This is a genomic window from Enterobacter sp. FW301-JW81 (genome assembly GCF_058788735.1).
This window is the reverse complement of sequence record NZ_JBYTBA010000006.1, coordinates 264,932-289,981: the sequence shown is the minus strand read 5'-3', so window position 1 is coordinate 289,981 and position 25,050 is coordinate 264,932. Positions and strand designations below refer to the sequence as shown.

General features: G+C 57.1%; 28 protein-coding genes. 19 read left to right on the top strand and 9 right to left on the bottom strand.

Features of this window, described 5'->3' with window-relative positions; translation table 11 throughout:
- Positions 1-124: 124 nt before the first annotated feature.
- From AC3WOK_RS19350 to AC3WOK_RS19335, 4 genes are all read left to right on the top strand, one after another.
- Positions 125-1,747 (top strand): alpha-glucoside-specific PTS transporter subunit IIBC, encoded by a 1,623-nt coding sequence (locus AC3WOK_RS19350; RefSeq protein WP_063957982.1) that lies wholly within the window; start codon positions 125-127, stop codon positions 1,745-1,747.
- The gene (locus tag AC3WOK_RS19345) at positions 1,744-3,066 is read left to right on the top strand and encodes a 6-phospho-alpha-glucosidase (protein ID WP_059311578.1); all 1,323 of its coding nucleotides are present in this window, start codon (positions 1,744-1,746) and stop codon (positions 3,064-3,066) included. The genes AC3WOK_RS19350 and AC3WOK_RS19345 overlap by 4 nt, the downstream gene beginning before the upstream one ends.
- A 92-nt stretch (positions 3,067-3,158) precedes the next feature.
- Positions 3,159-3,506, top strand: coding sequence for a YidH family protein (locus tag AC3WOK_RS19340; RefSeq protein WP_325828419.1), 348 nt, complete (start codon positions 3,159-3,161; stop codon positions 3,504-3,506).
- The gene (locus AC3WOK_RS19335) at positions 3,496-3,843 is read left to right on the top strand and encodes a DUF202 domain-containing protein (protein WP_492354980.1); all 348 of its coding nucleotides are present in this window, start codon (positions 3,496-3,498) and stop codon (positions 3,841-3,843) included. Before AC3WOK_RS19340 ends, AC3WOK_RS19335 begins: the two co-directional genes overlap by 11 nt.
- Positions 3,844-3,875: 32 nt before the next feature.
- Here AC3WOK_RS19335 and dsdA read toward each other — a convergent pair whose 3' ends face one another.
- Both dsdA and dsdX read right to left on the bottom strand, forming a co-directional pair.
- Positions 3,876-5,162 (bottom strand): D-serine ammonia-lyase, encoded by a 1,287-nt coding sequence (dsdA, locus tag AC3WOK_RS19330; RefSeq protein ID WP_492354979.1) that lies wholly within the window; start codon positions 5,160-5,162, stop codon positions 3,876-3,878.
- A gap of 17 nt (positions 5,163-5,179) precedes the next feature.
- Positions 5,180-6,517 (bottom strand): D-serine transporter DsdX, encoded by a 1,338-nt coding sequence (dsdX, locus tag AC3WOK_RS19325; protein WP_063432034.1) that lies wholly within the window; start codon positions 6,515-6,517, stop codon positions 5,180-5,182.
- 204 nt (positions 6,518-6,721) lie between these two features.
- Between dsdX and dsdC the strand changes: the two genes are divergently transcribed.
- Both dsdC and AC3WOK_RS19315 read left to right on the top strand, forming a co-directional pair.
- Positions 6,722-7,648 (top strand): DNA-binding transcriptional regulator DsdC, encoded by a 927-nt coding sequence (gene dsdC / locus AC3WOK_RS19320; RefSeq protein WP_447856607.1) that lies wholly within the window; start codon positions 6,722-6,724, stop codon positions 7,646-7,648.
- 84 nt (positions 7,649-7,732) lie between these two features.
- On the top strand, positions 7,733-8,821 hold the full coding sequence (locus AC3WOK_RS19315; protein ID WP_492354978.1) for a cellulase family glycosylhydrolase: 1,089 nt from the start codon (positions 7,733-7,735) through the stop codon (positions 8,819-8,821).
- Here AC3WOK_RS19315 and emrD read toward each other — a convergent pair.
- The 5 genes from emrD to AC3WOK_RS19290 all read right to left on the bottom strand — a co-directional run bounded on the left by emrD (position 8,724) and on the right by AC3WOK_RS19290 (position 11,988).
- Positions 8,724-9,908, bottom strand: a complete 1,185-nt coding sequence (emrD, locus tag AC3WOK_RS19310; protein WP_447854863.1) for a multidrug efflux MFS transporter EmrD — start codon at positions 9,906-9,908, stop codon at positions 8,724-8,726. The genes AC3WOK_RS19315 and emrD overlap by 98 nt on opposite strands.
- A 175-nt stretch (positions 9,909-10,083) precedes the next feature.
- Positions 10,084-10,917, bottom strand: a complete 834-nt coding sequence (locus tag AC3WOK_RS19305) for an EamA family transporter (RefSeq protein WP_059311571.1) — start codon at positions 10,915-10,917, stop codon at positions 10,084-10,086.
- 62 nt (positions 10,918-10,979) lie between these two features.
- Positions 10,980-11,426 carry a GNAT family N-acetyltransferase gene (locus tag AC3WOK_RS19300; protein ID WP_063432040.1) on the bottom strand — a complete coding sequence of 149 codons (447 nt, stop codon included), beginning with the start codon at positions 11,424-11,426 and terminating at the stop codon, positions 10,980-10,982.
- A gap of 64 nt (positions 11,427-11,490) precedes the next feature.
- Positions 11,491-11,580 carry a type I toxin-antitoxin system toxin TisB gene (tisB, locus tag AC3WOK_RS19295; protein ID WP_047347446.1) on the bottom strand — a complete coding sequence of 30 codons (90 nt, stop codon included), beginning with the start codon at positions 11,578-11,580 and terminating at the stop codon, positions 11,491-11,493.
- 102 nt (positions 11,581-11,682) lie between these two features.
- The gene (locus tag AC3WOK_RS19290; protein WP_492354977.1) at positions 11,683-11,988 is read right to left on the bottom strand and encodes a hypothetical protein; all 306 of its coding nucleotides are present in this window, start codon (positions 11,986-11,988) and stop codon (positions 11,683-11,685) included.
- A gap of 114 nt (positions 11,989-12,102) precedes the next feature.
- Between AC3WOK_RS19290 and ivbL the strand changes: the two genes are divergently transcribed.
- From ivbL to uhpT, 7 genes are all read left to right on the top strand, one after another.
- On the top strand, positions 12,103-12,201 hold the full coding sequence (gene ivbL, locus AC3WOK_RS19285; protein ID WP_072059244.1) for an ilvB operon leader peptide IvbL: 99 nt from the start codon (positions 12,103-12,105) through the stop codon (positions 12,199-12,201).
- 106 nt (positions 12,202-12,307) lie between these two features.
- Positions 12,308-13,996, top strand: a complete 1,689-nt coding sequence (gene ilvB, locus AC3WOK_RS19280; RefSeq protein ID WP_256460337.1) for an acetolactate synthase large subunit — start codon at positions 12,308-12,310, stop codon at positions 13,994-13,996.
- A 3-nt stretch (positions 13,997-13,999) separates the two neighbouring features.
- Positions 14,000-14,287 carry an acetolactate synthase small subunit gene (ilvN, locus tag AC3WOK_RS19275; RefSeq protein ID WP_059311567.1) on the top strand — a complete coding sequence of 96 codons (288 nt, stop codon included), beginning with the start codon at positions 14,000-14,002 and terminating at the stop codon, positions 14,285-14,287.
- 84 nt (positions 14,288-14,371) lie between these two features.
- Positions 14,372-14,965 (top strand): response regulator transcription factor UhpA, encoded by a 594-nt coding sequence (gene uhpA / locus AC3WOK_RS19270; RefSeq protein ID WP_022646555.1) that lies wholly within the window; start codon positions 14,372-14,374, stop codon positions 14,963-14,965.
- Positions 14,962-16,467 carry a signal transduction histidine-protein kinase/phosphatase UhpB gene (gene uhpB / locus AC3WOK_RS19265; protein WP_059311566.1) on the top strand — a complete coding sequence of 502 codons (1,506 nt, stop codon included), beginning with the start codon at positions 14,962-14,964 and terminating at the stop codon, positions 16,465-16,467. Before uhpA ends, uhpB begins: the two co-directional genes overlap by 4 nt.
- Positions 16,460-17,779, top strand: a complete 1,320-nt coding sequence (locus AC3WOK_RS19260) for an MFS transporter (RefSeq protein WP_059311565.1) — start codon at positions 16,460-16,462, stop codon at positions 17,777-17,779. The genes uhpB and AC3WOK_RS19260 overlap by 8 nt, the downstream gene beginning before the upstream one ends.
- 132 nt (positions 17,780-17,911) lie before the next feature.
- Positions 17,912-19,303 carry a hexose-6-phosphate:phosphate antiporter UhpT gene (gene uhpT / locus AC3WOK_RS19255; protein WP_492354976.1) on the top strand — a complete coding sequence of 464 codons (1,392 nt, stop codon included), beginning with the start codon at positions 17,912-17,914 and terminating at the stop codon, positions 19,301-19,303.
- A gap of 64 nt (positions 19,304-19,367) precedes the next feature.
- Here the strand turns inward: uhpT and AC3WOK_RS19250 are convergent, their stop codons facing one another.
- Positions 19,368-20,168 carry an MBL fold metallo-hydrolase gene (locus tag AC3WOK_RS19250; RefSeq protein WP_063430878.1) on the bottom strand — a complete coding sequence of 267 codons (801 nt, stop codon included), beginning with the start codon at positions 20,166-20,168 and terminating at the stop codon, positions 19,368-19,370.
- A gap of 196 nt (positions 20,169-20,364) precedes the next feature.
- On the opposite strand from AC3WOK_RS19250, the gene AC3WOK_RS19245 reads away from it, so the two are divergent.
- On the top strand, positions 20,365-20,817 hold the full coding sequence (locus AC3WOK_RS19245) for a DUF1198 domain-containing protein (protein ID WP_059311562.1): 453 nt from the start codon (positions 20,365-20,367) through the stop codon (positions 20,815-20,817).
- Here the strand turns inward: AC3WOK_RS19245 and AC3WOK_RS19240 are convergent.
- Positions 20,814-21,734 (bottom strand): LysR family transcriptional regulator, encoded by a 921-nt coding sequence (locus tag AC3WOK_RS19240; protein WP_045285316.1) that lies wholly within the window; start codon positions 21,732-21,734, stop codon positions 20,814-20,816. The genes AC3WOK_RS19245 and AC3WOK_RS19240 overlap by 4 nt on opposite strands.
- Before the next feature lie 187 nt (positions 21,735-21,921).
- On the opposite strand from AC3WOK_RS19240, the gene AC3WOK_RS19235 reads away from it, so the two are divergent.
- The 5 genes from AC3WOK_RS19235 to AC3WOK_RS19215 are packed head-to-tail and all read left to right on the top strand — an operon-like array spanning position 21,922 to position 25,032.
- Positions 21,922-22,533 carry a hypothetical protein gene (locus AC3WOK_RS19235; protein ID WP_059311561.1) on the top strand — a complete coding sequence of 204 codons (612 nt, stop codon included), beginning with the start codon at positions 21,922-21,924 and terminating at the stop codon, positions 22,531-22,533.
- Between the two features lie 10 nt (positions 22,534-22,543).
- The gene (locus AC3WOK_RS19230; protein WP_059311560.1) at positions 22,544-23,320 is read left to right on the top strand and encodes an AfsA-related hotdog domain-containing protein; all 777 of its coding nucleotides are present in this window, start codon (positions 22,544-22,546) and stop codon (positions 23,318-23,320) included.
- The gene (locus AC3WOK_RS19225; RefSeq protein ID WP_063430884.1) at positions 23,313-24,146 is read left to right on the top strand and encodes a hypothetical protein; all 834 of its coding nucleotides are present in this window, start codon (positions 23,313-23,315) and stop codon (positions 24,144-24,146) included. The genes AC3WOK_RS19230 and AC3WOK_RS19225 overlap by 8 nt, the downstream gene beginning before the upstream one ends.
- A 7-nt stretch (positions 24,147-24,153) precedes the next feature.
- Positions 24,154-24,378 carry a tautomerase family protein gene (locus tag AC3WOK_RS19220; RefSeq protein WP_047347457.1) on the top strand — a complete coding sequence of 75 codons (225 nt, stop codon included), beginning with the start codon at positions 24,154-24,156 and terminating at the stop codon, positions 24,376-24,378.
- A 3-nt stretch (positions 24,379-24,381) separates the two neighbouring features.
- Positions 24,382-25,032 carry an HAD family hydrolase gene (locus AC3WOK_RS19215; protein WP_059311558.1) on the top strand — a complete coding sequence of 217 codons (651 nt, stop codon included), beginning with the start codon at positions 24,382-24,384 and terminating at the stop codon, positions 25,030-25,032.
- Positions 25,033-25,050: the final 18 nt, after the last annotated feature.

Here is a 25,050-nt window from a genome sequence, read left to right as displayed (position 1 = left end):
AATGCGATCACGAATCGCAGCGGCGCGCCATGTTCGCGCATCGGTAAGTTCTTATGCTCACCTCAGGCCAGCAAAAAACCATAAAGGCCTCTACCCCTACAGGTTGTTTCATGAGGATTTAAAAATGCTCAGTCAAATACAACGTTTTGGCGGTGCCATGTTTACCCCGGTGTTGCTGTTTCCGTTCGCCGGGATTGTGGTCGGAATCGCCATCATGCTTCGCAACCCGCTGTTTGTCGGCGAAGCCTTAACCGCCCCCGATCATCTTTTCGCGCAGATTGTTCACATCATTGAAGAGGGCGGCTGGGCGGTGTTTCGCAACATGCCGCTGATTTTTGCCGTCGGCCTGCCGATTGGCCTGGCGAAGCAGGCGCAGGGCCGCGCCTGTCTGGCGGTGCTGATTAGCTTCCTGACCTGGAACTACTTCATCAACGCGATGGGCATGACCTGGGGCCACTTCTTTGGCGTCGACTTCTCCGCCGAACCGACGGCGGGTAGCGGGCTGGCGATGATTGCCGGGATCAAAACGCTCGATACCAGCATCATCGGCGCCATTGTGATTTCAGGCATCGTCACCGCCATCCACAACCGCTACTTCGACAAGCCGCTGCCGGTCTTTCTGGGGATTTTCCAGGGCAGCTCCTTCGTCGTTATCCTCGCGTTCTTCGTCATGATCCCCTGTGCCTGGCTGACGCTGCTGGGCTGGCCGAAAGTGCAGATGGGCATCGAGTCCCTGCAGGCGTTCCTGCGCTCTGCCGGTGCGCTGGGCGTGTGGGTGTATACCTTCCTGGAACGCATTCTGATCCCAACCGGATTGCACCACTTTGTCTACGGTCCGTTCATCTTCGGCCCGGCGGCGGTGGAAGGGGGGATTCAGGTCTACTGGGCGCAGCACCTGCAGGAGTTCAGCCAGAGCACGCTGCCGCTGAAAACTCTCTTCCCGGAAGGCGGCTTCGCCCTGCACGGTAACTCTAAGGTGTTTGGCTCGGTGGGGATTGCATTCGCTATCTGGTACACCGCGTCGCCGGAAAACCGCGTCAAGGTGGCGGGCCTGCTGGTCCCGGCTACGCTCACCGCCGTGCTGGTGGGCATTACTGAACCCCTCGAATTCACCTTCCTGTTTATCTCGCCGCTGCTGTTTGCCGTGCACGCCTTGCTGGCAGCCACCATGGCAACGGTGATGTACGCCTTCGGCGTGGTCGGGAACATGGGCGGCGGCCTGCTGGACCAGTTCCTGCCGCAAAACTGGATCCCGATGTTCCATAACCACGCCTCGACGGTATTCACCCAGATCGGCATCGGCGTCTGCTTCACCGGGATCTACTTCGTGGTCTTCAAAACGCTGATCGAACGTCTGAACCTGAAAACGCCGGGCCGGGAAGAGAGCGAAATCAAACTCTACAGCAAGGCCGACTATAAGGCGGCGCGCGGGCAAACCACCGCCCCGGCAGCGGCCAGCCAGCAGGTCGGGCAGGCTGCCGGGTTCCTTCAGGCGCTCGGCGGCGCGGCCAACATCGAAAGCATTAACAACTGCGCCACCCGCTTGCGAATCGCCCTGGTCGATATGGCGAAAACCCAAAGCGATGACGTCTTCAAAGCCCTCGGCGCCCACGGCGTGGTGCGACGCGGCAACGGCATTCAGGTGATTGTCGGCCTGCACGTTCCTCAGGTGCGCGACCAGCTGGAATCGCTGATGAAAACCCCTTTAACAAATGAACAAACCACCCTGACAGAGGCTATATCATGAAAAAATTCTCAGTTGTCATTGCAGGCGGCGGCAGCACCTTTACGCCTGGTATCGTCCTGATGCTGTTAGCCAACCGTGACCGTTTCCCGCTGCGCGCCCTGAAGTTTTATGACAACGACGGCGCGCGTCAGGAAACCATCGCCGAAGCGTGCAAAATTATCCTCAAAGAGCAGGCGCCGGAGATTGAGTTCAGCTACACCACCGATCCGAAAGCGGCGTTTAGCGATGTGGATTTCGTGATGGCGCATATCCGCGTGGGCAAATACCCGATGCGTGAAAAAGATGAAAAAATCCCGCTGCGCCACGGCGTGCTGGGCCAGGAAACCTGCGGACCTGGCGGGATTTCCTACGGCATGCGCTCTATCGGCGGCGTGCTGGAGCTGGTGGACTATATGGAGCAGTACTCCCCGAACGCGTGGATGCTGAACTACTCCAACCCGGCGGCGATTGTTGCGGAAGCCACGCGCCGCCTGCGTCCGAACGCCAAAATCCTCAACATCTGCGATATGCCGATCGGCATTGAAGGACGCATGGCGCAGATTGTCGGCCTGAAGGACCGCAAAGAGATGCGCGTGCGCTACTACGGCCTGAACCACTTTGGCTGGTGGACGTCGATTGAAGATCTCAACGGCAACGATCTAATGCCGAAGCTGCGCGAATACGTGGCGAAAAACGGCTATGTTCCGCCTTCGGAAGATGCGCATACCGAAGCGAGCTGGAACGATACCTTTGCCAAAGCAAAAGACGTGCAGGCGCTGGATCCGGACACCATGCCGAACACCTACCTGAAGTACTACCTGTTCCCGGACTACGTGGTCGCGCATTCCAACCCGGAACGCACCCGCGCCAATGAGGTCATGGATCACCGTGAGAAGCACGTGTTCAGTTCCTGCCGGGCGATTATCGAGGCGGGAAAATCCTCCGCCGGTGAGCTGGAAATCGACGAACATGCCTCGTACATCGTCGATCTGGCAACCGCGATTGCCTTCAACACCCAGGAGCGGATGCTGCTGATTGTGCCAAACAACGGGGCCATCCATAACTTCGATGCCGACGCGATGGTGGAGATCCCGTGCCTGGTGGGCCATAACGGACCGGAGCCGCTCACGGTGGGCGATATTCCACACTTCCAGAAAGGGCTGATGAGCCAGCAGGTGGCGGTGGAAAAACTGGTGGTGGATGCCTGGGAGCAGCGCTCGTATCAGAAACTCTGGCAGGCTATCACCCTGTCGAAAACCGTGCCGAGCGCGTCCGTCGCGAAAGCGATTCTGGATGATCTGATCGAGGCCAACAAAGCGTACTGGCCAGAGCTGCATTAATCGTCCTGACCGGCATCGCCCGATGCCGGTCTCCTTGTCCTTGTCGATTTACGCTATGCTGAAGCCTGCCCGTAGCACGACAAGGAACCTTCATGAAAATTTCCCGCCTCGGCGAAGCGCCGGACTACCGCTTCTCTCTGGCTAATGAACGCACGTTTTTAGCGTGGATCCGCACCGCACTGGGCTTTCTGGCCGCCGGTGTCGGCCTCGATCAGCTTGCTCCCGAGTTTGCCACCCCATTAATTCGTGAAGTGCTGGCGCTGCTGCTGTGCCTGTTCGCGGGCGTGCTGGCGATTTACGGCTACCTGCGCTGGCTGCGCAATGAGAAGGCGATGCGTCTGAAGCAGGATCTGCCCTATACGCGCGGGTTACTCATCATCAGCGCAATCCTGCTGGCGGTGGCGGGCGTGGTGATGGTGCTGGTGTTCTATGGCGGATAGCCGCAAAGCGCGACGCGAAGCGGACCCCGGCCTGCAGCCGGAGCGAACGTCGCTCGCCTGGCTGCGCACGCTGCTGGGGTATGGCGCGCTGATTGCCCTGGCGATTAAGCACAACTGGCACCGCACGGGGGAGCCATTCTGGATCTCAATTATCGTGCTGGCGCTGGTGGCGATTATTTTATGGCGCTATACCCGCAGCCGTAACCTGATGGACGTGGCGCAGGATGACTTTGTACAGCCGAAGGCGGTGCGGGATAAGTTCCTCATCGCCCTGGCCGTGCTGTCGCTGTCACTGCTGTTTGCTGTCACCCACATTCAACAAATTTTGCACCTGTAGGCCGGGTAAGGCGCAGCCGCCACCCGGCATAATTACTTCCCTTTCGCCAGATACTTCGCCATCTCGTCTTCCGGTACCATCCCGCCGCCGGTCGCCCACACCAGGTGGGTAACGTTCTCATCGGCATCGACGCGCACCGGCCCGGCCATGCCCGCCAGCGCCGACGGTTCCAGACGGATCCCTTCCTCCTGCGCCAGCCAGCCGAGCATGTCGTACATGCTCTGGTCGGAAAGCGTATAGAACCCGTCGAGCAGGTGCTCCATCGCGCGGCCCACGAAGCCGGAGGCGCGTCCTACCGCCAGCCCGTCCGCTGCCGTGACGTTATCAATGCCCAGATCCTGTACCGCAATCTCATCGTGCAGGCCGGTGTAAACGCCCAGCAGCATGCACGGAGAGTGCGTGGGCTCCGCAAAGTAGCAGTGAACGTTGTCGCCAAAGGCCAGCTTCAGGCCAAACGCCACGCCGCCTGGGCCGCCGCCGACGCCGCACGGCAGGTAGACGTACAGCGGATGCTCCTCATCCACCACCCGGCCCTGTTCGGCAAACTGCGCCTTCAGGCGCTCGCCCGCCACCGCATAGCCCAGGAATAAGGTGCGGGAGTTTTCATCGTCGATAAAGAAGCAGTTCGGATCGCTTTCCGCCGCTTTGCGGCCCTGCTCCACCGCCACGCCGTAATCCTGCTCGTATTCCACAACGATAACGCCGTGGCTGCGCAGTTTGGCCTTTTTCCACTCGCGGGCGTCGGCGGACATATGCACCGTCACCTTAAAGCCAATGCGTGCGCTCATGATGCCGATAGACATCCCCAGGTTGCCGGTTGAGCCCACCGCGATGCTGTACTGGCTGAAGAAGTCCTTAAAGCGCGGCTCCAGCAGAACGCTGTAGTCGTCTTCAGTGCTCAGCAACCCGGCTTCCAGCGCCAGCTTTTCCGCGTGGGTCAGCACCTCATAGATGCCGCCGCGCGCTTTAATCGAGCCGGAGATCGGCAGATGGCTGTCTTTTTTCAGCAGCAGCGTGCCGGGAATGGATTTGCCAGACTCTTTCTCCAGCCGCGCCTGCATTGCCGGAATGGCGACCAGCTCGGATTCGATAATTCCGCCCGTTGCCGCCGTTTCCGGGAAGGCTTTCGCCAGGTACGGCGCGAAGCGGTTGAGGCGCGCATGCGCGTCTTCCACGTTGGCTTTGGTCAGCCCGACATACGGCAACCCTTGTGCAAGCGTGGTGGCGTTCGGGTTGAGCCAGGTGGTTTCTTTCAGGGCAATCAGATCCTCAACCAGAGGAAACCGTGCGGTTAAAGTAGTGATAGTTGCGTTTTCCATAATACGTCTCTTCGCGCTCAGATAATGAAGGAAAGCAGGAATGTGCCGCCAAGTGCAAGCACCGAGGCGATAAACGTCGCCGTCGTATAGTATTTGAAGGTCTCATTCAGGGTCGCGCCGCAGTATTGCTTCACCAGCCAGAAAAGAGAATCGGTCACGATCGTGCAGCCAATAGCGCCGGAACCGATGGCAATGGTGATGATCTCCGGGCTTACGTTCGGGTAGAGCGGCAGCATCGGCGCGACGATCGCCGTGGCGCCCATCATCGCGACCGTGGCGGAACCGACGGCGGCATGCAGCACCAGCGCCACCAGCCAGGCGAGCAGGATAGGGTGCATATGCAGGTTCGAGAGAATATGCGCCAGCGAGTCCGCCAGCCCGCTGGTTTTGAGGATGGCGTTAAACGCGCCGCCCGCGCCGATAATCAGCAAAATGTTCGCGATAGAGCCGAAGCCGTGCTCCGTATGGGTCAGCATTGCGCCCATGCCCATGTGCTGGCGGATCCCCAGCAGGTAGTAGGCGACAAACACGGCGATAAACATCGCGGTGATCGGGTTGCCGATAAACTCCAGCAGGGTATACAGCGTGCCTTCTTTCGCCATATTCAGCTCGGCGATGGTCTTCACCAGCATCAGGGCAATCGGCAGCAGCACGGTGAACAGCGTGGCGCCGAGCGACGGCAGGGTATGCTCATCCCGCACCTTCAGGTCTGAAAATTCCGCCGGAACCGGCTTATACGGCAGACGATCGCCGAGCAGTTTCAGGAACAGCGGACCACCGACCAGAGACGCCATCAGGCCCACCATCAGACCGTAGACAATCACCGTTCCGACGTCCGCACCTAGTTTGTTGGTGACAAACAGCGCCGCCGGATGCGGAGGCACCACGCAGTGCACCGCCATCAGCGCGGTACAGAGCGGAATGGCCAGCTTGAGCAGCGACGTGTTGGTCTTTTTGGCGATGGAAAACGCCAGTGGGATCAGCAGTACCACACCCACTTCCACGAACAGGGTAATGCCGCAGATAAGGCCCACCAGCACCATAATCACGTCTGCTGACAGCCAGCGGCAGCGCTGTAGCGTAATTCCGATGCGCTCTGCCGCGCCGGACACTTCCATCATTTTGCCGAGAATAGTGCCAAGGCCGATAACCGCCGCCAGGAAGCCCAGCGTACCGCCAATTCCGCTCTCAATGGCGTTCACCATATCCAGCGGGCTCATCCCCATCATTGCGCCGACGAAAAAGCTCGCCAGCAGCAACGCGAGGAACGGGTGAAACTTCAGTTTTACGATGGTTAAAACTATCAACACGATGCTGACAAGCAGCGTAGCCACAACCCAGACCTGAGATCCCATATCTCACCTCACCCTTATGTCATCTGGGGGTATTGGACGAAAAAACGGCGTGGGCTGACAAACGATATAAATTGACGTTCAGGTGAGCCAGATTGGATCAAATGAGTGACTGAACTCTAAAAAGCGCAGTTATTTTGCCGTTGGTTCACATAAATTCATGCTTGAGCGGTATGCTGAGCGCAGAAATAACGCGTGAGAATTGTGATGACCGATGCGAATGAAGCCAGAAACCGGCTGTTAAACGGCTGGCAGCTGTCGAAAATGTATACCTTTGAAGTGGCGGCGCGGCATGAGTCCTTCGCGCTGGCCGCTGAGGAGCTGTCGCTGAGCCCCAGCGCGGTGAGCCACCGCATCAACCTGCTGGAAGAGGAGCTGGGCATTCAGCTGTTTGTCCGCTCGCACCGTAAAGTCGAGCTGACGCAGGAGGGAAAGCGCGTTTACTGGACGCTGAAATCGTCCCTCGACACCCTGAATCAGGAAATCCTGGATATCAAAAACCAGGCGCTGTCCGGTACGCTAACGGTGTACTCCCGGCCGTCGATCGCCCAGTGCTGGCTGGTGCCGATGCTGGGGGATTTTACCCGCCGCTACCCGTCGATTTCACTCACCATCCTGACCGGCAATGATTACGTCAACATGCAGCGAACCGGCGTCGATCTGGCGCTCTATTTCGATGATACGCCGCCAAACCACCTTTCTCATCACTTTTTAATGGACGAGGATATTTTGCCCGTCTGCTCGCCGGCGTATGCCCGGCAGCATGAGCTGCTGAAAAACCCCCATAACCTCAGCCACTGCACGCTGCTGCACGACCGTCAGGCCTGGAGCAATGATTCCGGCACGGACGAGTGGCTGAGCTGGGCGCAGCATTTTGCAGTGAATATGCCGCCATCCTCGGGCATCGGCTTCGATCGCTCGGACCTGGCCATTATCGCGGCCATCAATGATGTGGGCGTCGCGATGGGGAGAAAACGGCTGGTGCAAAAACGTCTCGAGCGGGGCGAGCTGATCGCACCGTTCGGCGACAAAACCCTCAGGTGCCATCAGCATTATTACATTTCAACGCTTCCCGGTCGTCAGTGGCCGAAAATTGACGCCTTTATCGGCTGGCTGAGAGAACTGGCAAGGTGAAGAATTATTACGCTTTGACGCTACACCAAATGTGAAAAAGCGTGCTAAATACAGCTAATGCTTTTGATTTATCCAGGGTAAACCGTGTTAAAGCCTTTTATTGCCTCTGCGTTACTGATCTCTTCCGGCTGGGCGGTTGCCGCTGAGCCGCCGCTGACGGCTGCCCATTATGCGCAGCAGCTGGGCGTCGGAATGGATGTGGACTGGGCGCGCACCGAGCGCGGTATTCGCGAGTTCGACCCGCTGGTGGTTCGCGATTTTCGCGCAAAAGGCATAACCCACGTGCGTATCCGCGTGGCCGATGAACCGACGGAAGCGCGGCTGATTCACCTGCGCAAGCTGGTGGAAGCCTGCGAGCAGTATGGCGTGATCCCGATAGTCGCTTATCAGGCCGATGAATATAAAAACGACCCGAAAGCCGATAACGAGAAAGAGACGATCAACTGGTGGATTGCCGTGGCGCACTATTTCGGCCAGAGCTACCCTCTGCTGGGTTTTGATCTCATCTATGAGCCAACCGACAAGCTCAATCACAACCTGGCGTCGTTAAACCGCGTCTATGAAAAAAGCATTAAAGCGATCCACGACATTGACCCGCAGCGCATGATCTTCATTGCACCGCGCCTGCGCGCCGCGCCGGAGGATTTAACCAGCCTGAAGCTGCCCGCGCATAGCCAGAACTACCTGCTGGCGGAGTGGCATATTTTCCCGTGGGGGCCGCTGAAAAACAGCGGTAAATACCCGTGGACATCCGGCACGGCGGCGGAGAAAGCGGCTATCCATAACCGCATCAATACCGCGCTGCGCTGGCAGCAAAAAACCGGTCACGTTAGCTGGGTCGGGGGCTGGGGCGTTGGGGAATCAAGCCGCTTAACGCCTACCGCTTCGCAGCTGGCGTTTGCCACGTTTATGGCCTGCGAGCTGCAAAAGGCGAAAATTCCGTATGCGCTTAACGCGGACTTCCAGTTTTACGACGGAGAAGAGGGCGCCTGGCGGCCCGCGCCAGAGCCGTTATTACAGGCGATGATTGCGCCCGTCTGTGAAAAGCCCGGCGAGAAGCCGGGCCATCATGCGGTTAAACCGGCTGCTCGTGATGCGGGACACGCGACGCCAGCGGCAGCCAGCACAGTAAAATCAGCAGCCCCATCAGCGTCATCAGCAACCCCAGACTAGCCTGCCCGGTCTGCGGCATCATCGCGGAGAGCCAGGCCAGCGCGCCGGAACCGATGTTCTGCAAACCGCCCACCAGCGCGCCCGCCGTGCCTGCAAGGAACGGGAACGGCTCCATCGCGCCGCTGGTGGCGAGCGGGAACAGCATGCCCGCGCCGAAGAAGAACAGCGCGGCCGGGATCAGCAGCGTCCAGACGGTCATCACGCCGAACAGCCCCGGGAGCCACATCATTACGCCAGCCAGCAGGCAGCTGATTACCGACTGCCACATCAGGGTTGAGAAACGCTTGTTCGGGCGTCCGGCAAACCACGCGCCGAAGAACGCCGCCGGGATCGGCAGAATAAACAGGATACTGACCACCATGCTGCTCAGGCCAAGACCCGCGCCCAGCAGCACGCCGGAGCAGGCTTCGAATACCGCAATGCCCGCCAGCCCGCCGATCAGCATCAGCAGATAACAGGTAAACGACCCGTTACCGAACAGCGTTTTGTAGCTGGCGATGAGCTTCGTGCGCGGCGCGTCCTGCGGACGGGTTTCCGGCATCCAGCGCGCCATGCTGAAGGTAACAATCACGCACAGCACCAGCAGGAAGGCGTAGCAGGCGCGCCAGGACCACATCGTGTCCAGCAGGCCGCCAATCAGCGGGGCCAGCAGCGGGCTCACCAGAATCCCCATATTCAACAGGCTGTTGGCATGGCGAAGCTGGGTGCCCTGATACATATCGCGCGGTAAGGTTCGTGCCATCACCCCGCCGACGCCGGTCCCGACGCCCTGCAGGGCGCTGGCGGCAATCAGCACGGTCAGGCTGTGCGTGGTAATGGCAATCACCGTCGCCACCATGAAAATGCTCATGCCCACCAGAATCACCGGGCGGCGCCCGACGCGGTCAGACAGCGGGCCATAGAACAGCTGCGAAACGCCATAGGTCAGCAGGTAGGCTGCCATCACGCTCTGCACTGCGCCCTCGCGGACGTTAAGTTCCTTTGCCATGTCGGCAATCGCCGGAATGTAGATGGTTTGCGCCATCTGACCGACGGCCACCAGTAACACCAGCATCAACAATAAGTTAACGTTCCTTTGTTTTTTCATGTCGCTGAATACTTTTGCCAAAAGAGAAAAATGAAGAATAAGTGACTACGCATTCCCATAAATGCGCGAGGAATCTACCACAGTGAGATGACAAATTAAGCATTGCTGTGATGAATGAAGAAACCGGACAAGGCAGGATTTATAAACAAGATCGGCAACTAATGTTGCCAGTGATTTACGCCAGGCGCAGCAGAATCGCGCCGCCTGCAATACCCAGCGCCGCAGCAATACGCAGGCCCGCAACCCGCTCTTTTAGAAGTAAAAATGCGATAAGCGCCCCAAAGAGAATGGAGGTTTCGCGCAGCGCCGCGACCACCGCCAGCGGTGCCTGGGTCATTGCCCATAGCGCCAGGCCATAAGAGCCCATGGTTCCCACGCCGCCGAGCAGCCCCTTTTTCCAGTGCAGACGGAGATAGCTGGACGCTTCGCGCCGACGCGCCACCATCGCCCAGCCCAGCAGGCAGAAGCCGTTCATAAAGAAGGTCCACAGCGTGTAGCCCAGCGCGGTGTCCGAGAGCCGTACGCCGGTGCCGTCCACCAGCGTATAGCCCGCGATGAAACAGGCATTCAGCAGCGCCAGCCGGATCCCTTTTCGCGACTGCATGCGTCCGTTCATCGCCATGGCCAGTATCGACAGGCAAATCACCCCGATGCCGGACCAGGCGAGCCACGAGAGGCTATCGCCGAGCGCCAGCACGCTTACCAGCGCCACCAGCAGCGGCGCGGTGCCGCGCATCAGCGGGTAGGTCTGGCTCATGTCAGAGACCTGATAGGTCTTCGCTACCAGCACGGTGTACACCACCTGTAAGGCACAGGAGACAATCAAAAACGGCCAGCTTGCAGCAGACGGCTGTGGGGAGAAAGGCAGTAAAACCAGGGCAATCAGCGTGGCGGAGCCGCTGACGCTGATTGCAGAATAGAGCTTATCCGTTCCGGCTTTGACGATGGCGTTCCAGCTGGCATGCAGCAGTGCGGCGAAGAGTAAAATGCAGAAAACGGTGATGGTCATGGCGCGTCGGGTGGTGAGTTGTCACTTAACTGTAACATTCACAACCCGATGCTGCCAGCCGCTCAGATTGCGCAAAACAGACGGTGCGTCACCCGCGGTTCGTCAGACACCAGCGTAAAACCCGCCTGGCGATAGAAGCCGTACGCGGCGTCCGGCGCATGGGTATTGAGAAAATCAAACCAGATGCTGGCATCGGCCATTACCACGGTCAAAAGCTGTTTGCCAATGCCCAACCCGCGGCACTTCTCGCTGACGTAGAGATGGCGAATGCGCCCGGCGCGCGGCTGCTGGCTGAACGGATCGCGGTTGAGGCCGCACACGCCCACCAGCCTGCCGTTGAGAAACGCACCCAGCAGCTTTTCGCCCGGCGCGTTAAAGCGGTTTTCGCCGCGCTGCCAGTTCTCTTCCAGCCTGCGCAGCATGTTGAAATTCGATGCGATACTTTCAGCCTTCAGGGCGATGTACCCCGGCTCTTCTGGGGTAACCGGCTCAATTAACAGACGCGACATAGCATTCCCTCGTTATTAAAGAGGGGCGGTTGCCCGCCCCTCTCAGGTGCGACTTGAACCTGAATCAGCGAATGAATTTCAGGACAGCATCAAGCAGTTGCAGTACAGCAACAATGAGTTTGAGGATAAGTATCACCATATCCACTACGCTCATACGCGTCTCCTTTTGGTTAAAAGGAGCACGATGCTGGCGTACCTTTCCGCCGCCTGTTGCCAGCACCTGGATTGACGTAACACAGTGTGCTCACTTCAGGGGTTAAGGCACTGACGGCACCACCCGTTTCAGCCAGGACTTCATTGCGCCGGTAAAACTGCGGCCCCCTCGCTCACTGCGAACACCCTCAGTATAGATAAATACTGTATGCATGAACAGTATTTTTTGGACAAAACCCGAAACCCCATCCATACTCAAAAACGTCAAAATCCGTGCCTGAATTGCGCGTTCGTCTTCGATCGCGTATACTTTTTTGCGTTGACGTAACACAGTGTGTTCTGCGGCGACCAACCGCAAAACCCTGATAAAAACCTCGCTCCGGCGGGGTTTTTTGTTTTTATCACTCAACAAACGAAACGTGATCCCTGACGCATTTTTGCGCAGATGAAAATATTTCCATTGTCACGCCGAAAAACCTGTGTTTGTATAAATTCAATCAATGATTCCAAACACAGGTCCCCAATGACTTCATCCATGAACACCGCGACCCTACTAAAAACTGCGCAACCAGCCGCAGTGGTCGTCGTGCGTGTGGTGGTGGTCGTCGGCAATGCGCCGTAGGGACTGGATCAACACACGAATCCAAAACCCCGCCGGCGCAAACCGGGCGGGGTTTTTCGTTTAGGACCCTCCCCGGAAAGTCGGCCCAGAAGAAAAGGACTGGAGCATGGCAATTTCGGGCACAACATCCACGAAGACGCGTTTCACCGGCGCGCAGCTGATCGTTCATTTACTGGAACGGCAGGGAATCACCACCGTTGCGGGCATCCCTGGCGGCACGGTGCTGCCGCTGTACGATGCATTAAGCCAAAGTACGCAGATCCGCCACGTGCTGGCGCGCCACGAGCAGGGGGCCGGTTTTATCGCTCAGGGCATGGCGCGTACCCAGGGCAAACCGGCGGTCTGCATGGCCTGCAGCGGCCCGGGCGCAACCAACCTGGTGACCGCCATCGCCGACGCGCGCCTCGACTCCATTCCGCTGATCTGCATTACCGGCCAGGTGCCGTCTTCGATGATCGGTACCGATGCGTTTCAGGAAGTGGATACCTACGGCATCTCTATCCCCATCACCAAGCATAACTATTTAGTTCGCGACATCGCCGAGCTGCCTCAGGTTATCAGCGATGCGTTCCGCATCGCGCAGTCCGGCCGCCCAGGCCCGGTGTGGATAGACATTCCTAAGGATGTCCAGACCGCAGAGATCGAGATTGACGTGCTGCCGGAGCCGGGCGAGCGTGCCCCCGCGCCGGAATTCAGCGCTGAGAGCGTGCGCGACGCCGCCGCCATGATTAACACTGCCAAACGCCCGGTGCTCTATCTGGGCGGCGGGGCAATCAACGCCGCGGATGAAATCCGTCAGTTTGCGGAAAAGGCCAACCTGCCGACCACCATGACCCTGATGGCGCTGGGTATGCTGCCAAAAGCACACCCGCTGTCATTAGGAATGCTGGGCATGCACGGCGCGCGCAGCACCAACTACATCCTGCAAGAGGCGGATTTGCTGATTGTTATGGGCGCACGTTTTGATGACCGGGCGATTGGCAAAACCGAGCAGTTCTGCCCGAACGCCAAAATCATTCACGTGGATATTGACCGCGCCGAATTGGGTAAAATCAAGCAGCCGCACGTGGCGATTCAGGGCGATGTGGCAGAGGTGCTGGCGCAGCTGATCCCGCAGACGGACGCAGCCGACCGCGCCGACTGGCGTCAGCTGGTGGCCGATCTGCAGCGCGAGTTCCCGGGCGCAATCCCAACCGAAGGCGACCCGCTGAGCCACTACGGGCTGATTAACGCCGTTGCCGCCTGCGTGGACGACAGCGCCATCATCACTACCGACGTTGGCCAGCACCAGATGTGGACCGCGCAGGCGTACCCGCTGAACCGTCCGCGCCAGTGGCTGACCTCCGGCGGCCTGGGAACCATGGGCTTTGGCCTGCCCGCCGCCGTGGGCGCGGCGCTGGCGAATCCCGACCGCAAGGTGATCTGCTTCTCCGGCGACGGTAGCCTGATGATGAACATTCAGGAGATGGCCACCGCGGCCGAAAACCAGCTGGACGTAAAAATCATCCTGATGAACAACGAGGCGCTGGGGCTGGTGCACCAGCAGCAGAGCCTGTTCTACAAGCAGGGCGTGTTTGCGGCGACCTATCCGGGGATGATTAACTTTATGCAGATTGCCGCCGGTTTTGGCCTGCATACCTGCGATCTGAACGCCGAAGAGGATGCCCACGCGGCGCTGCAGGCGGCGATTTCTCGCCCCGGCCCGGCGCTGATCCACGTGCGTATCGACCCTGAACAAAAAGTGTATCCGATGGTGCCGCCGGGAGCGGCAAATACTGAGATGGTGGGAGAATAAACCATGCAGAAACAACACGAAAACGTCATTCTGGAACTCACCGTCCGCAACCACCCTGGCGTCATGACTCACGTCTGCGGGCTGTTTGCCCGCCGCGCGTTTAACGTGGAAGGTATTCTCTGTCTGCCGATTCAGGGCAGCGAGCACAGCCGCATCTGGCTGCTGGTCAACGATGACCAGCGTCTGGAACAGATGATGGCGCAGATCGACAAGCTGGAAGATGTCACCAAAGTGGCGCGCAACCAGTCCGATCCCGCCATGTTTAACAAAATTGCGGTGTTTTTCGAATAAAGATCGCTTAAGGTAAGCGTCTTTCGCTCTTGTAGGCCGGATAAGCGCAGCGCCATCCGGCGTTTTCAGACCGCAGGAAGACACATGACCACCATCGCTCTCATCGACGACCACCTTATCGTCCGCTCCGGCTTTGCCCAGCTTCTGAACCTCGAACCGGATTTTCAGGTCGTGGCCGAGTTTGGCTCCGGTCGCGAGGCGCTGGCGGGTCTGCCGGGGCGCGGGGTGCAGGTCTGTATCTGCGACATCTCGATGCCGGATCTCTCCGGGCTGGAGCTGCTGAGCCAGCTGCCGAAAGGGATGGCGACCATCATGCTCTCGGTCCACGACAGCCCGGCGCTGGTGGAGCAGGCGCTCAACGCGGGCGCGCGCGGGTTCCTCTCCAAACGCTGCAGTCCAGACGAGCTAATTGCCGCCGTGCGCACCGTCTCCACCGGCGGCTGCTATCTGACGCCGGATATCGCCATCAAGCTGGCGGCCGGACGCCAGGATCCGCTTACCCGGCGCGAGCGTCAGGTGGCAGAGAAGCTTGCCCAGGGCATGTCGGTAAAAGAGATTGCCGCGGAGCTGGATCTGTCACCGAAAACCGTTCACGTTCATCGCGCCAACCTGATGGAAAAACTTAACGTCAGCAACGACGTTGAGCTGGCGCGCCGCATGTTTGACAGCTGGCAATGAGTCCCGTCTTTTCGCGGCTGATCGCCGTCGCCGCCAGCTTCTTTATCTTCTCCGCCGCCTGGTTCTGCCTGTGGAGCATCAGCCTGCACCTGGTGGAGCGCCCGGAGCTGGCGGTGCTGTTGTTCCCCTTCGGCCTGCGTCTGGGGCTGATGCTGCAATGCCCGCGCGGCTACTGGCCCGTTTTGCTGGGCGCAGAGTGGTTGATGCTGGTCTGGCTGGCGCAGGAAGTCGCCCTCGCGCACCTGCCCTTATTGATGACCGGAAGCGTGCTCACGCTCCTCCCGGTTGCGTTGATTTCCCGCTATCGTCACCAGCGCGACTGGCGCACCCTGCTGCGCCAGGGGGCGGCGCTGATTGCCGCTGCGCTGCTGCAGTCCCTGCCGTGGGCGGGTGATAAGGAGATGCTCAACGCCCTGCTGCTGGCCCTGACCGGCGGCCTGACGCTGGCGCCGACCTGCCTCGTTTTCTGGCACTACCTCACCAGCACCGTCTGGCAGCCGCTCGGCCCGGCGCTGGTTACTCAACCGGTGAACTGGCGCGCCCGGCACCTCATCTGGTATCTGCTGCTGTTTGTGGTGAGCCTGTGGCTGCAGCTTGGTCTGCCCGCCGAGCTTTCGCGCTTTACGCCGTTTTGCCTGGCGCTGCCGATCATCGCTCTGGCCTGGCACTACGGCTGGCAGGGGGCGCTGATCGCCACGCTGATGAACGCCATCGCGCTGATTGCCAGCCAGACCTGGCACGATCACCCGGTGGATTTACTGCTCTCCCTGCTGGCCCAAAGCCTGACCGGGCTGCTGCTCGGCGCGGGCATTCAGCGCCTGCGCGAGCTGAACCAGTCCCTGCAGACCGAGCTGGCGCGCAACCGTCGTCTGGCGGAGCGTCTGCTGGAAACTGAAGAGAGCGTGCGGCAGGAGGTTGCCCGCGAGCTGCACGACGATATCGGCCAGACCATCACCGCCATCCGCACGCAGGCGGGCATCGTCCAGCGTCTGGCGGCGGAAAACGCAGGCGTGAAGCAGGGCGGGGCGCATATCGAACAACTTTCGCTGGGGGTCTATGACTCCGTTCGCCGCCTGTTAGGACGGCTGCGCCCGCGCCAGCTTGATGACCTGTCGCTGGAGCAGGCGGTACGCTCCCTGATGCGCGAGATGGAGCTGGAAAGCCGCGGGATCGTCAGCCATCTCGACTGGCGCATCAACGAAGCCACCCTGAGCGAAGGCCAGCGCGTGACGCTGTTCCGCGTCTGTCAGGAAGGACTGAACAATATCGTCAAGCACGCCAGTGCCAGCGCGGTGACGCTGCAGGGCTGGCAGCAGGATGAAAGCCTCAAGCTGGTGATTGAAGATGACGGCTGCGGGCTGCCGCCGGGCTCCGGGCAGCAGGGCTTTGGCCTGGCGGGCATGCGCGAGCGCGTGAAGGCGCTGGGCGGCACGCTGAACATCTCCTGCACCCATGGGACGCGCGTTAGCGTCAGCCTGCCGCTAAGGAGCCACCATGTTTAAAACCCCCGCGAACGCCGCGCCGATAGGCAACAAAGCGGAAATCGACGCCCGCTACCGCTACTGGCGTCGCCATATCCTGATCACCATCTGGCTCGGCTACGCGCTGTTTTACTTTACCCGCAAAAGCTTCAACGCCGCCGCGCCGGAGATCCTCGCCAGCGGCGTGATGACCCGCACCGATATCGGCCTGCTGGCGACCCTGTTTTACATCACCTACGGCCTGTCGAAGTTCTTCTCCGGCATCGTCAGCGACCGCTCCAACGCCCGCTACTTCATGGGCGTTGGGCTGATTGCGACCGGGGTAGTGAATATCCTGTTTGGCTTCTCCACCTCGCTCTGGGCCTTTGCCCTGCTGTGGGCGCTGAACGCCTTTTTCCAGGGCTGGGGCGCGCCGGTCTGCGCGCGCCTGCTCACCGCGTGGTACTCGCGCAACGAGCGCGGCGGCTGGTGGGCCGTCTGGAACACCGCGCATAACGTCGGCGGGGCGCTGATCCCGATGGTGGTCGGCGCGGCGGCGCTGCACTACGGCTGGCGCGCGGGGATGATGATTGCCGGCGGGCTTGCTATTCTCGCCGGGCTGTTCCTCTGCTGGCGCCTGCGCGACAGGCCGCAAACCGTGGGCCTGCCCGCGGTGGGCGACTGGCGGCACGACGAGATGGAAATGGCGCAACAGCAGGAGGGGGCGGGGCTGACGCGCAAAGAGATCCTCACCAAATACGTGCTGTTAAACCCGTATATCTGGCTTCTCTCGCTCTGCTACGTGCTGGTTTACGTGGTGCGTGCGGCCATCAACGACTGGGGCAATCTGTACATGTCCGAGACGCTCGGCGTAGACCTGGTGACCGCCAACTCGGCGGTGACGATGTTCGAGCTGGGCGGGTTTATCGGCGCGCTGGTGGCGGGCTGGGGCTCGGACAAGCTGTTCAACGGCAACCGCGGCCCGATGAACCTGATTTTCGCCGCCGGGATTTTGCTCTCCGTCGGCTCGCTGTGGCTGATGCCGTTCGCCAGCTACGTGATGCAGGCGGCGTGCTTCTTCACCACCGGCTTCTTCGTGTTCGGCCCGCAGATGCTGATCGGCATGGCGGCGGCAGAGTGTTCGCACAAAGAGGCGGCCGGCGCGGCGACGGGCTTTGTCGGGCTGTTTGCGTACCTTGGCGCGTCGCTCTCCGGCTGGCCGCTGGCGCGGGTGATCGACATCTGGCACTGGAGCGGTTTCTTCGCGGTGATCGCCATCGCGGCGGGGATTTCCGCCCTGCTGCTGTTGCCGTTTTTGAACGCGCAGGCACCACGCGAGGTGAACGAAGCGTGATGCGTCTCACCTTTTCACCCCGAATAGCGCAAAACTAAGAAATTTTCCCGGTTTTACCTGGACGCTGTCTCAGGCATCTCTCCCGGCTGATTTTTACAATGCTGCAAAAATCAGCTCAGGAGTAACTCAGTCATGCTGGCCTTCTTAAATCAGGTGCGCAAGCCGACCCTGGATCTGCCGCTCGATGTGCGGCGCAAAATGTGGTTCAAACCGTTCATGCAGTCTTATCTGGTGGTCTTCATCGGCTACCTGACCATGTACCTGATCCGCAAAAACTTTAACATCGCGCAGAACGACATGATCTCCACCTACGGGCTGAGCATGACGCAGCTGGGGATGATTGGCCTGGGCTTCTCCATCACCTACGGCGTGGGGAAAACGGTTGTGTCTTACTACGCGGACGGCAAAAACACCAAGCAGTTTCTGCCGTTTATGCTGATCCTCTCCGCTATCTGTATGCTTGGCTTCAGCGCCAGCATGGGCACTGGCTCCGTTAGCCTGTTCCTGATGATCGCCTTTTACGCCCTGAGCGGTTTCTTCCAGAGCACCGGCGGGTCGTGCAGCTACTCCACCATCACCAAATGGACCCCGCGCCGCAAGCGTGGTTCCTACCTCGGCATGTGGAACATCTCCCACAACCTCGGCGGGGCGGGTGCGGCAGGCGTGGCGCTGTTCGGCGCGAACGTCCTGTTCGACGGCCACGTGATCGGCATGTTTATCTTCCCGTCGATTATCGCCCTGATTGTCGGCTTTATCGGCCTGCGCTTCGGCAGCGACTCCCCGGAATCCTACGGCCTCGGCAAAGCTGAAGAGCTGTTCGGCGAGGAGATCAGCGAAGAGGACAAAGAGACCGAAGAAAACGAGATGACCAAATGGCAGATCTTTGTTGAGTACGTGCTGAAAAACAAAGTGATCTGGCTGCTCTGCTTCTCGAATATTTTCCTGTACGTGGTGCGCATCGGTATCGACCAGTGGTCGACCGTGTATGCCTTCCAGGAGCTGAAGCTCTCTAAAGAAGTGGCGATTCAGGGCTTCACCCTGTTCGAAGTGGGCGCGTTGGTCGGCACGCTGCTGTGGGGCTGGCTCTCTGACCTCGCCAACGGTCGTCGCGCGCTGGTGGCCTGCGTCGCGCTGGCGCTGATTATCGCCACCCTCGGCGTGTACCAGCATGCCAGCAACCAGTACGTTTATCTGGCGTCCCTGTTTGCGCTCGGTTTCCTGGTGTTTGGTCCGCAATTACTGATCGGCGTGGCGGCAGTGGGCTTCGTCCCGAAAAAAGCGATCGGCGCCGCCGACGGGATTAAAGGCACCTTTGCTTACCTGATCGGCGACAGCTTCGCCAAGCTGGGTCTGGGGATGATCGCCGACGGCACGCCGATTTTCGGCCTCACCGGCTGGGCGGGCACCTTCGCCGCGCTGGATGCGGCAGCGATCGGCTGTATCGTCCTGATGGCGATGGTAGCGGTGCTGGAAGAACGTAAAATTCGCCGTGAGAATCGTGTGCAGAAATTAAAAACAGCCTGAGTGTGCAGGTAACTTCTTTGCCCGGTGTGTGATGCCGGGCTTTTTTTATTCAATGAGTTAAGACCTACCCCAGAACAAAAATATCCCCAGTTGACGGGGTGACTGCGTCCGGCAACCACAAATTGCCCCATTTACCCGTACAATGGCAGCCCATTATTTTGTCGGGCTGCAGGACGCGCAGAAACTGCCTGACTGCCCAGAGCTTACGCGGTGACGCACAGCGAAGATGGAAACCGCCGAAAATTGCATGGATGTGATTGATACCGGTTATTTTCTGGCAGTAACGCACAATATCAATCAGCCCTCGGTGCCCGCAGCCGATGAAAATGACCAGGCCACGGTCAGACTTATAAATCAGAACCCCTTCATCTTTTACATAATCCGCATTCGCATTTTTGCTGCCGATAACACCGTATGCGTGCGGTTTGGCGACAGGGATCTCCCCTGACCACATAAAGCGCTCCCCAAGCTGGAGCGGGGTACGGCTGTATTCCATGCGATAGCGTGAATAATCATTATTCAGCGACAGTTTTTTTAGTCTGGCGGTATACCCCGAAAACCGTATTGCCGAATAACGCTCGCGGGCCACGTGGGGATGGCATACGATCCGGCAATTATCCGGTAACCACGGAACGCCGCCGCAATGGTCATAGTGCCCGTGAGACAGTACCGCTGCGGTCAGGCAGGTTAAATCGACCCCCATCAGACCTGCGTTATGCAGGAAGCTATCATCAGGACCGGTATCAAAGAGAATGGAATCATTTTCATCCTGTATAAACAGGCTGAGCCCTGCTTTGGCCCGCAGTGAGCTTTTAGCGTTATGGTTAGGCCGATTCTCCAGCAGGACACTGATTGTTATGGACATGTTCGCTCTTTCCCTGAAGTCATGATTCGTTACCACCACCCGTTGACCATACACCGTGGAAATACAATCGTCCCTATAAAAACTAAAACGACTTTTCTGCCCTTTTCCAGCGCTTTTCCGTTCACTATTATGCTTCTGCCCGCTGTTGACGCCCTGCGTTTCCCGCTATGATGAGCGGCTAGTCTAAGGAGAACGCATGGTCTGGATAATGCTGGCAACGCTTGCCGTGGTGTTTGTGGTGGGATTTCGCGTCCTGACCTCAGACTCCCGCCGCGCAATCAAACGCCTGAGCGAACGTCTGGGGATGACCCCAATGCCGGTCGAGTCGATGATCGACCAGTTTGGTAAAACGCCCGGCAATGAGTTTATCCATTATCTTGAACGCCCCGACGAGGCGCATCTGCAAAACGCCGCGCAGGTGCTGCTGATCTGGCAGGTCTGCATTGTCGACGGCAGCGAGGAGAACCTCCACGCCTGGCACCGTATGCTGCGAAAAGCCCGCCTGGCGGCGCCCATCACCGATGCGCAAATTCGTCTGGCGCTTGGCTTTATGCGCGAGATGGAGCCCGATCCGCAGGAGCTGAATGCCTTCCAGCTACGCTATAACCAGCTCTTCCTGCCGGAAGAGGGGGTGTTTTACCTGCATTAAGCCGTTTTTCCGCACAGGATATTTTGAGCGTTAAGAATCTCTTCTCTGTTTTCATTGAGGCGGGTGGCGGCATAGATATCTATGTTTAACCTTTTTGCCTCCGCGTCCGTGAGTTCACGGTAGCAAAGCCCTTCCTGATTAAAGGTGCATTTCGACTGAGGCAGCAGCGCAAATCCTTTCCCTCTTGCGATACGGCTTAGCATCACGAGGGTATCATCCGGCTCTTTTATCCGCTTCAGCGGCGTTTTCAGCGTATCAAAGTAGCTTTCGCATTTGTCGTAAAATGACGGGTTGGCGCTTCTGGAAAACCAGAAAATGGGAAGATCGCTAATATCCTCCAGCGCGACTTTCTCTTTCAGGCTGGCAGGATGTAAAGAGGGCATTGCGATGAGCAACGGTTCCTGGCAGACCCAGCGGTATTGAACAATGTCTTCATGACCCGTTCCTTTTTCACCGGTCAGCACCAGATCCAGCATATTTTTAGACAAGCTTTGCAGCAGTTGGGCAGACGTCAGGTCCGGCGTTTCGACATCATCTCCTGCGTTCATTTTTTGAAGCTGGGTATTCACGGGTTCAATATATTCAAAATTAAGCGTCCGCGTGAGTCCGATTCGCAGGCTCGTTTCAGAAGAGAGAGGGTCTTCTTTTAGATTACTGATGTCTTTAAGTATTTTTTCAGCCTGAACAACCAGCGCACGACCTGCTTCAGTGAGGCTAACGTCATGCGTGCTGCGGCTGAACAACTGACGTTTCAGAACCGCTTCAAGGCACTTTATCTGACGCGTCAATGGCGGTTGAGTCATGCGTAGACGTTCGGCAGCCTTACGGAAATTCAGTTCATGTGCAACAGCGAGAAAGCATTGTAATTGTTTGATACTGGGCAGGTTATTGCTGATTAAATGTTCTGCTGTGGCCATACGTGAGTCCTGAATGCGAAAAGGTATTTAGTCTTTTTTCGATTTCGATATTACACGCTAAATGCAGGCAGCAAAACCCGTTTTAACAGTAATACAAAAAATATATTACAAATTTAACAATTCCAATTGTTTCCTGTATTGATAAATTTCTATCCGAATCCTCACTCAATCAATATTCGGAGTAATTATGTCGTCTAAATATGTACTGGTATCACGCTTCCCATTAAAAAATGCTTTTTCTGAAAAAGCATTCACTTCATTAAAAAGCAATGAAAACGTTCGCTACTATTCCTGCGAAGAAAACGGTGTTAATGAATTGCTGGAACTGCGCGCATTCAACGATATTAAAGAAATTGCGTGGGTTGAGAGTGAAATGGAATCCATGTTCCATCGTTTCTCTGATGTTCTTTCTGCCGATATTCGTCGCGAATTACTTAAGTTTGTTGAATCCCCGATCGATAATAAAAAGAACTTACCAGAATCAACTTATATCCAGCTTCGTCACGTTGAAGTGCCTGCGCATAACTATCAGCAGTACCGTCAGTGGCGCGATGAAACCATTTTTAATGTGGTAAGAGATAACAAAGACAAGATTGAAAGTTTCGAAGCGTTTCATTCTCTGATCAGTGGCGTTCCGGGCGTAATGTTTATCTCCTCATTCAACGGCGATAAAGCAGCATATAAAGAAGCATTTACCAATGCGCGTTACCAGGAAATCATTCAGCAGGCCGGCGACAACTTTATCACTGGCGGCAATGACGGCCTTTATACGCGCATCTACCGTGCTTGCTGTTGTTGAGGAACAATGAATGAACTGTAAAAAGTTGGTTGTTGTTGGCGATAAATTTAATGAATTTGCCAACGGTAAAGATGTACTGACTATATCTCAGCTTGAATTATTGACTCAGATCCCAGCGAATATCATTGATAAAGAACACGAAATTATTGTTGGGCAGGGCGTGCGCAAGGATTTTGCCGGGAAAGTAATTTCAAACCAGGCAAGAAATGCAATTCATGGCAATAAACTAAAAATGTGCTCTCTGGAAAAACTGGTTAGCGACAAAAAAAATGCACATTGCCATAAAAAACTGGAACAGAACGTACTTATAGGACCTGCGGAACAGGCTGAGCATAATCCTGACCTTTATGCGATGCCTCTGTTAATCGACGAGCGTTGCGAATTGATGGCGGATCACCAGACGGGCCAGCATATTCAGGGAATGCTGCTGGTTGAAGCCAGCCGACAGGCCTTTATCGGCGTCACCGAAGAGTTTATTTACCAGCAGGAAAGTGGGCGCTATTACGTCATTAATAGCATGGCGATCAATTTTGCCAGTTTCCTGTTCCCTTTACCGGCGCTGGTCCATTTTGAATTTCTGGAAAAAGATATTAACGACCGTCGGGGGCGTTTCAAGGCTCAGGTACGCGTCACGCAGCACCAAACGCTTTGCGCGACAATGGATGTATCGTTCACCGTCTATCCTTCCGCCCTGATTACAGAGAAAGAAAAATCTCTGGCTGAGGTTGCCATGCAGGCGGCCATCGTTCAGCAGCAAGGGGTGGCTCAGGGGGTAACGCATGCCTGAATTACGTAGCCAGAAATACCGTCTGGCTGCGACCACGCAGGGGCCGCTTTACCCCCCTGCGGAGGTCATGGACGGGAAGGGTAATTTTGTCGTGGTCGGCATGGTGCCCGGGGATAACGGTCTGCAGTGGCGAAGCGTCATTGTCTCACCGGACAGCGTGCTCCCGGCATTTGGGGAAATCGCACCCTATAACATTCTGTGTGATATAGAGAAAATGCCTCAGGACGCGTTGAAGGACATTATTCTTCATACTCTTCCTTTACCCATTCCGATGAACAACTATCGGATGATTTTCGCACCGGAACAGCGGCCGCACGCCAACAAAGAAAAGAGGCCGAGCGTGCCGCTTCATGACGGCTATATCGCGGATTATCGCAGCAGCGATGGAAAGCGAGACATCCAGCCTGTCACCCTCGCTGCCTGGCTTGCGGCAGAGGGAAATTTTGACGTCACGTTGTCCGAAGATAAAAAACGAGCACGGTTCACGTTTTCGTTCCGGAGTCTTGTTCCGGATAGCGTTTATACCGTGATGAGCCTCAGGGAAAACGATTTAGCCTCTGAGGCACCGAGCAGGCCTGGCCCGCTGGGCATACCCAACGTATTTATAACCGATAGCGAAGGTAATGCCGAATATTGGGCTGAGCTAACCGATCCTTTTCCGGCACCGGAGAGGAAAGGAAACAGAATTATTAACGTAGTCGTACTTTATATGAGCTCGCGTCAGAGCTACGGCGGTGCAATTGGTTTTTACGGTCTTGGAGGCGATATCCATGCCCATTTGAAACTCAAAGGCCGTTCCTTCGATGAATTTACAACTATAGAGTGAGAAAAGTATGCCGTTTGTTCATGTGATGACCTGGCCGACGAAAGATGAAAATCAAATCATCAGGCTTCAGGAAGATATTACGTTTGCCGTTCACAAAAATACAGGTGCACCGCTGGATAAAATTTCCGTGGTGGTTTCTGAAATTCCGCCTTCCCGCTGGGCGGATGCAGGCGTGCCTGGTACGGATAAAGATTTCCCGGTTAAGAGTCGAAGAAAAAACTACGAGGAATAGGCTTTGCGTAAACACGCCGCATTTTTTGACGTTGATGAGACGCTTATAAATATCAAAAGTATGTTTGATTTTTATGATTTCTGGTGCAGGGAAAATAATCAACACGATCGTCTTCAACGCTTTATGTCTCGCTTTCGTGCCGACGTAAAAAACGGTGTGCCAAGGGAGACGCTGAACCGAGAGTATTATCGCCAGTTTAAAGGTGTATCTCGTCGTTATCTGGACGAAATGGGTGAGGAATGGTTCAGGCATAAGCTGGAAAATGAGTTTTTTATTGAGAGCGCTGTTGCAGCACTTAAAAAACATCAGCGCCAGAATATGTACACCGTATTTATATCTGGCTCTATGCTTCCGATTCTTTCACCGATTGCGAAATACCTTGGGGTAACGGATGTACTCTGTGCGCCGGTCATAATAAATGAAGCGGATGAGTTAACGGGTGAAATCGGCCTGCCGCAAACCATTGGCGCGGGTAAAAAAGACGCGCTTATGACGTTTTGCCGGGATAAGGAAATTAACCCGGCTGATTGTTATGCCTACGGTGACGATCTTTCGGATATTCCAATGCTCGAAGCCATCGGGCATCCCGTGTGTGTGGGAGAGCATTCCGCGCTTACCAGATATGCAACAGAAAAAAATTGGCAAATTATTTAAACTATCATTGAGGTAAGT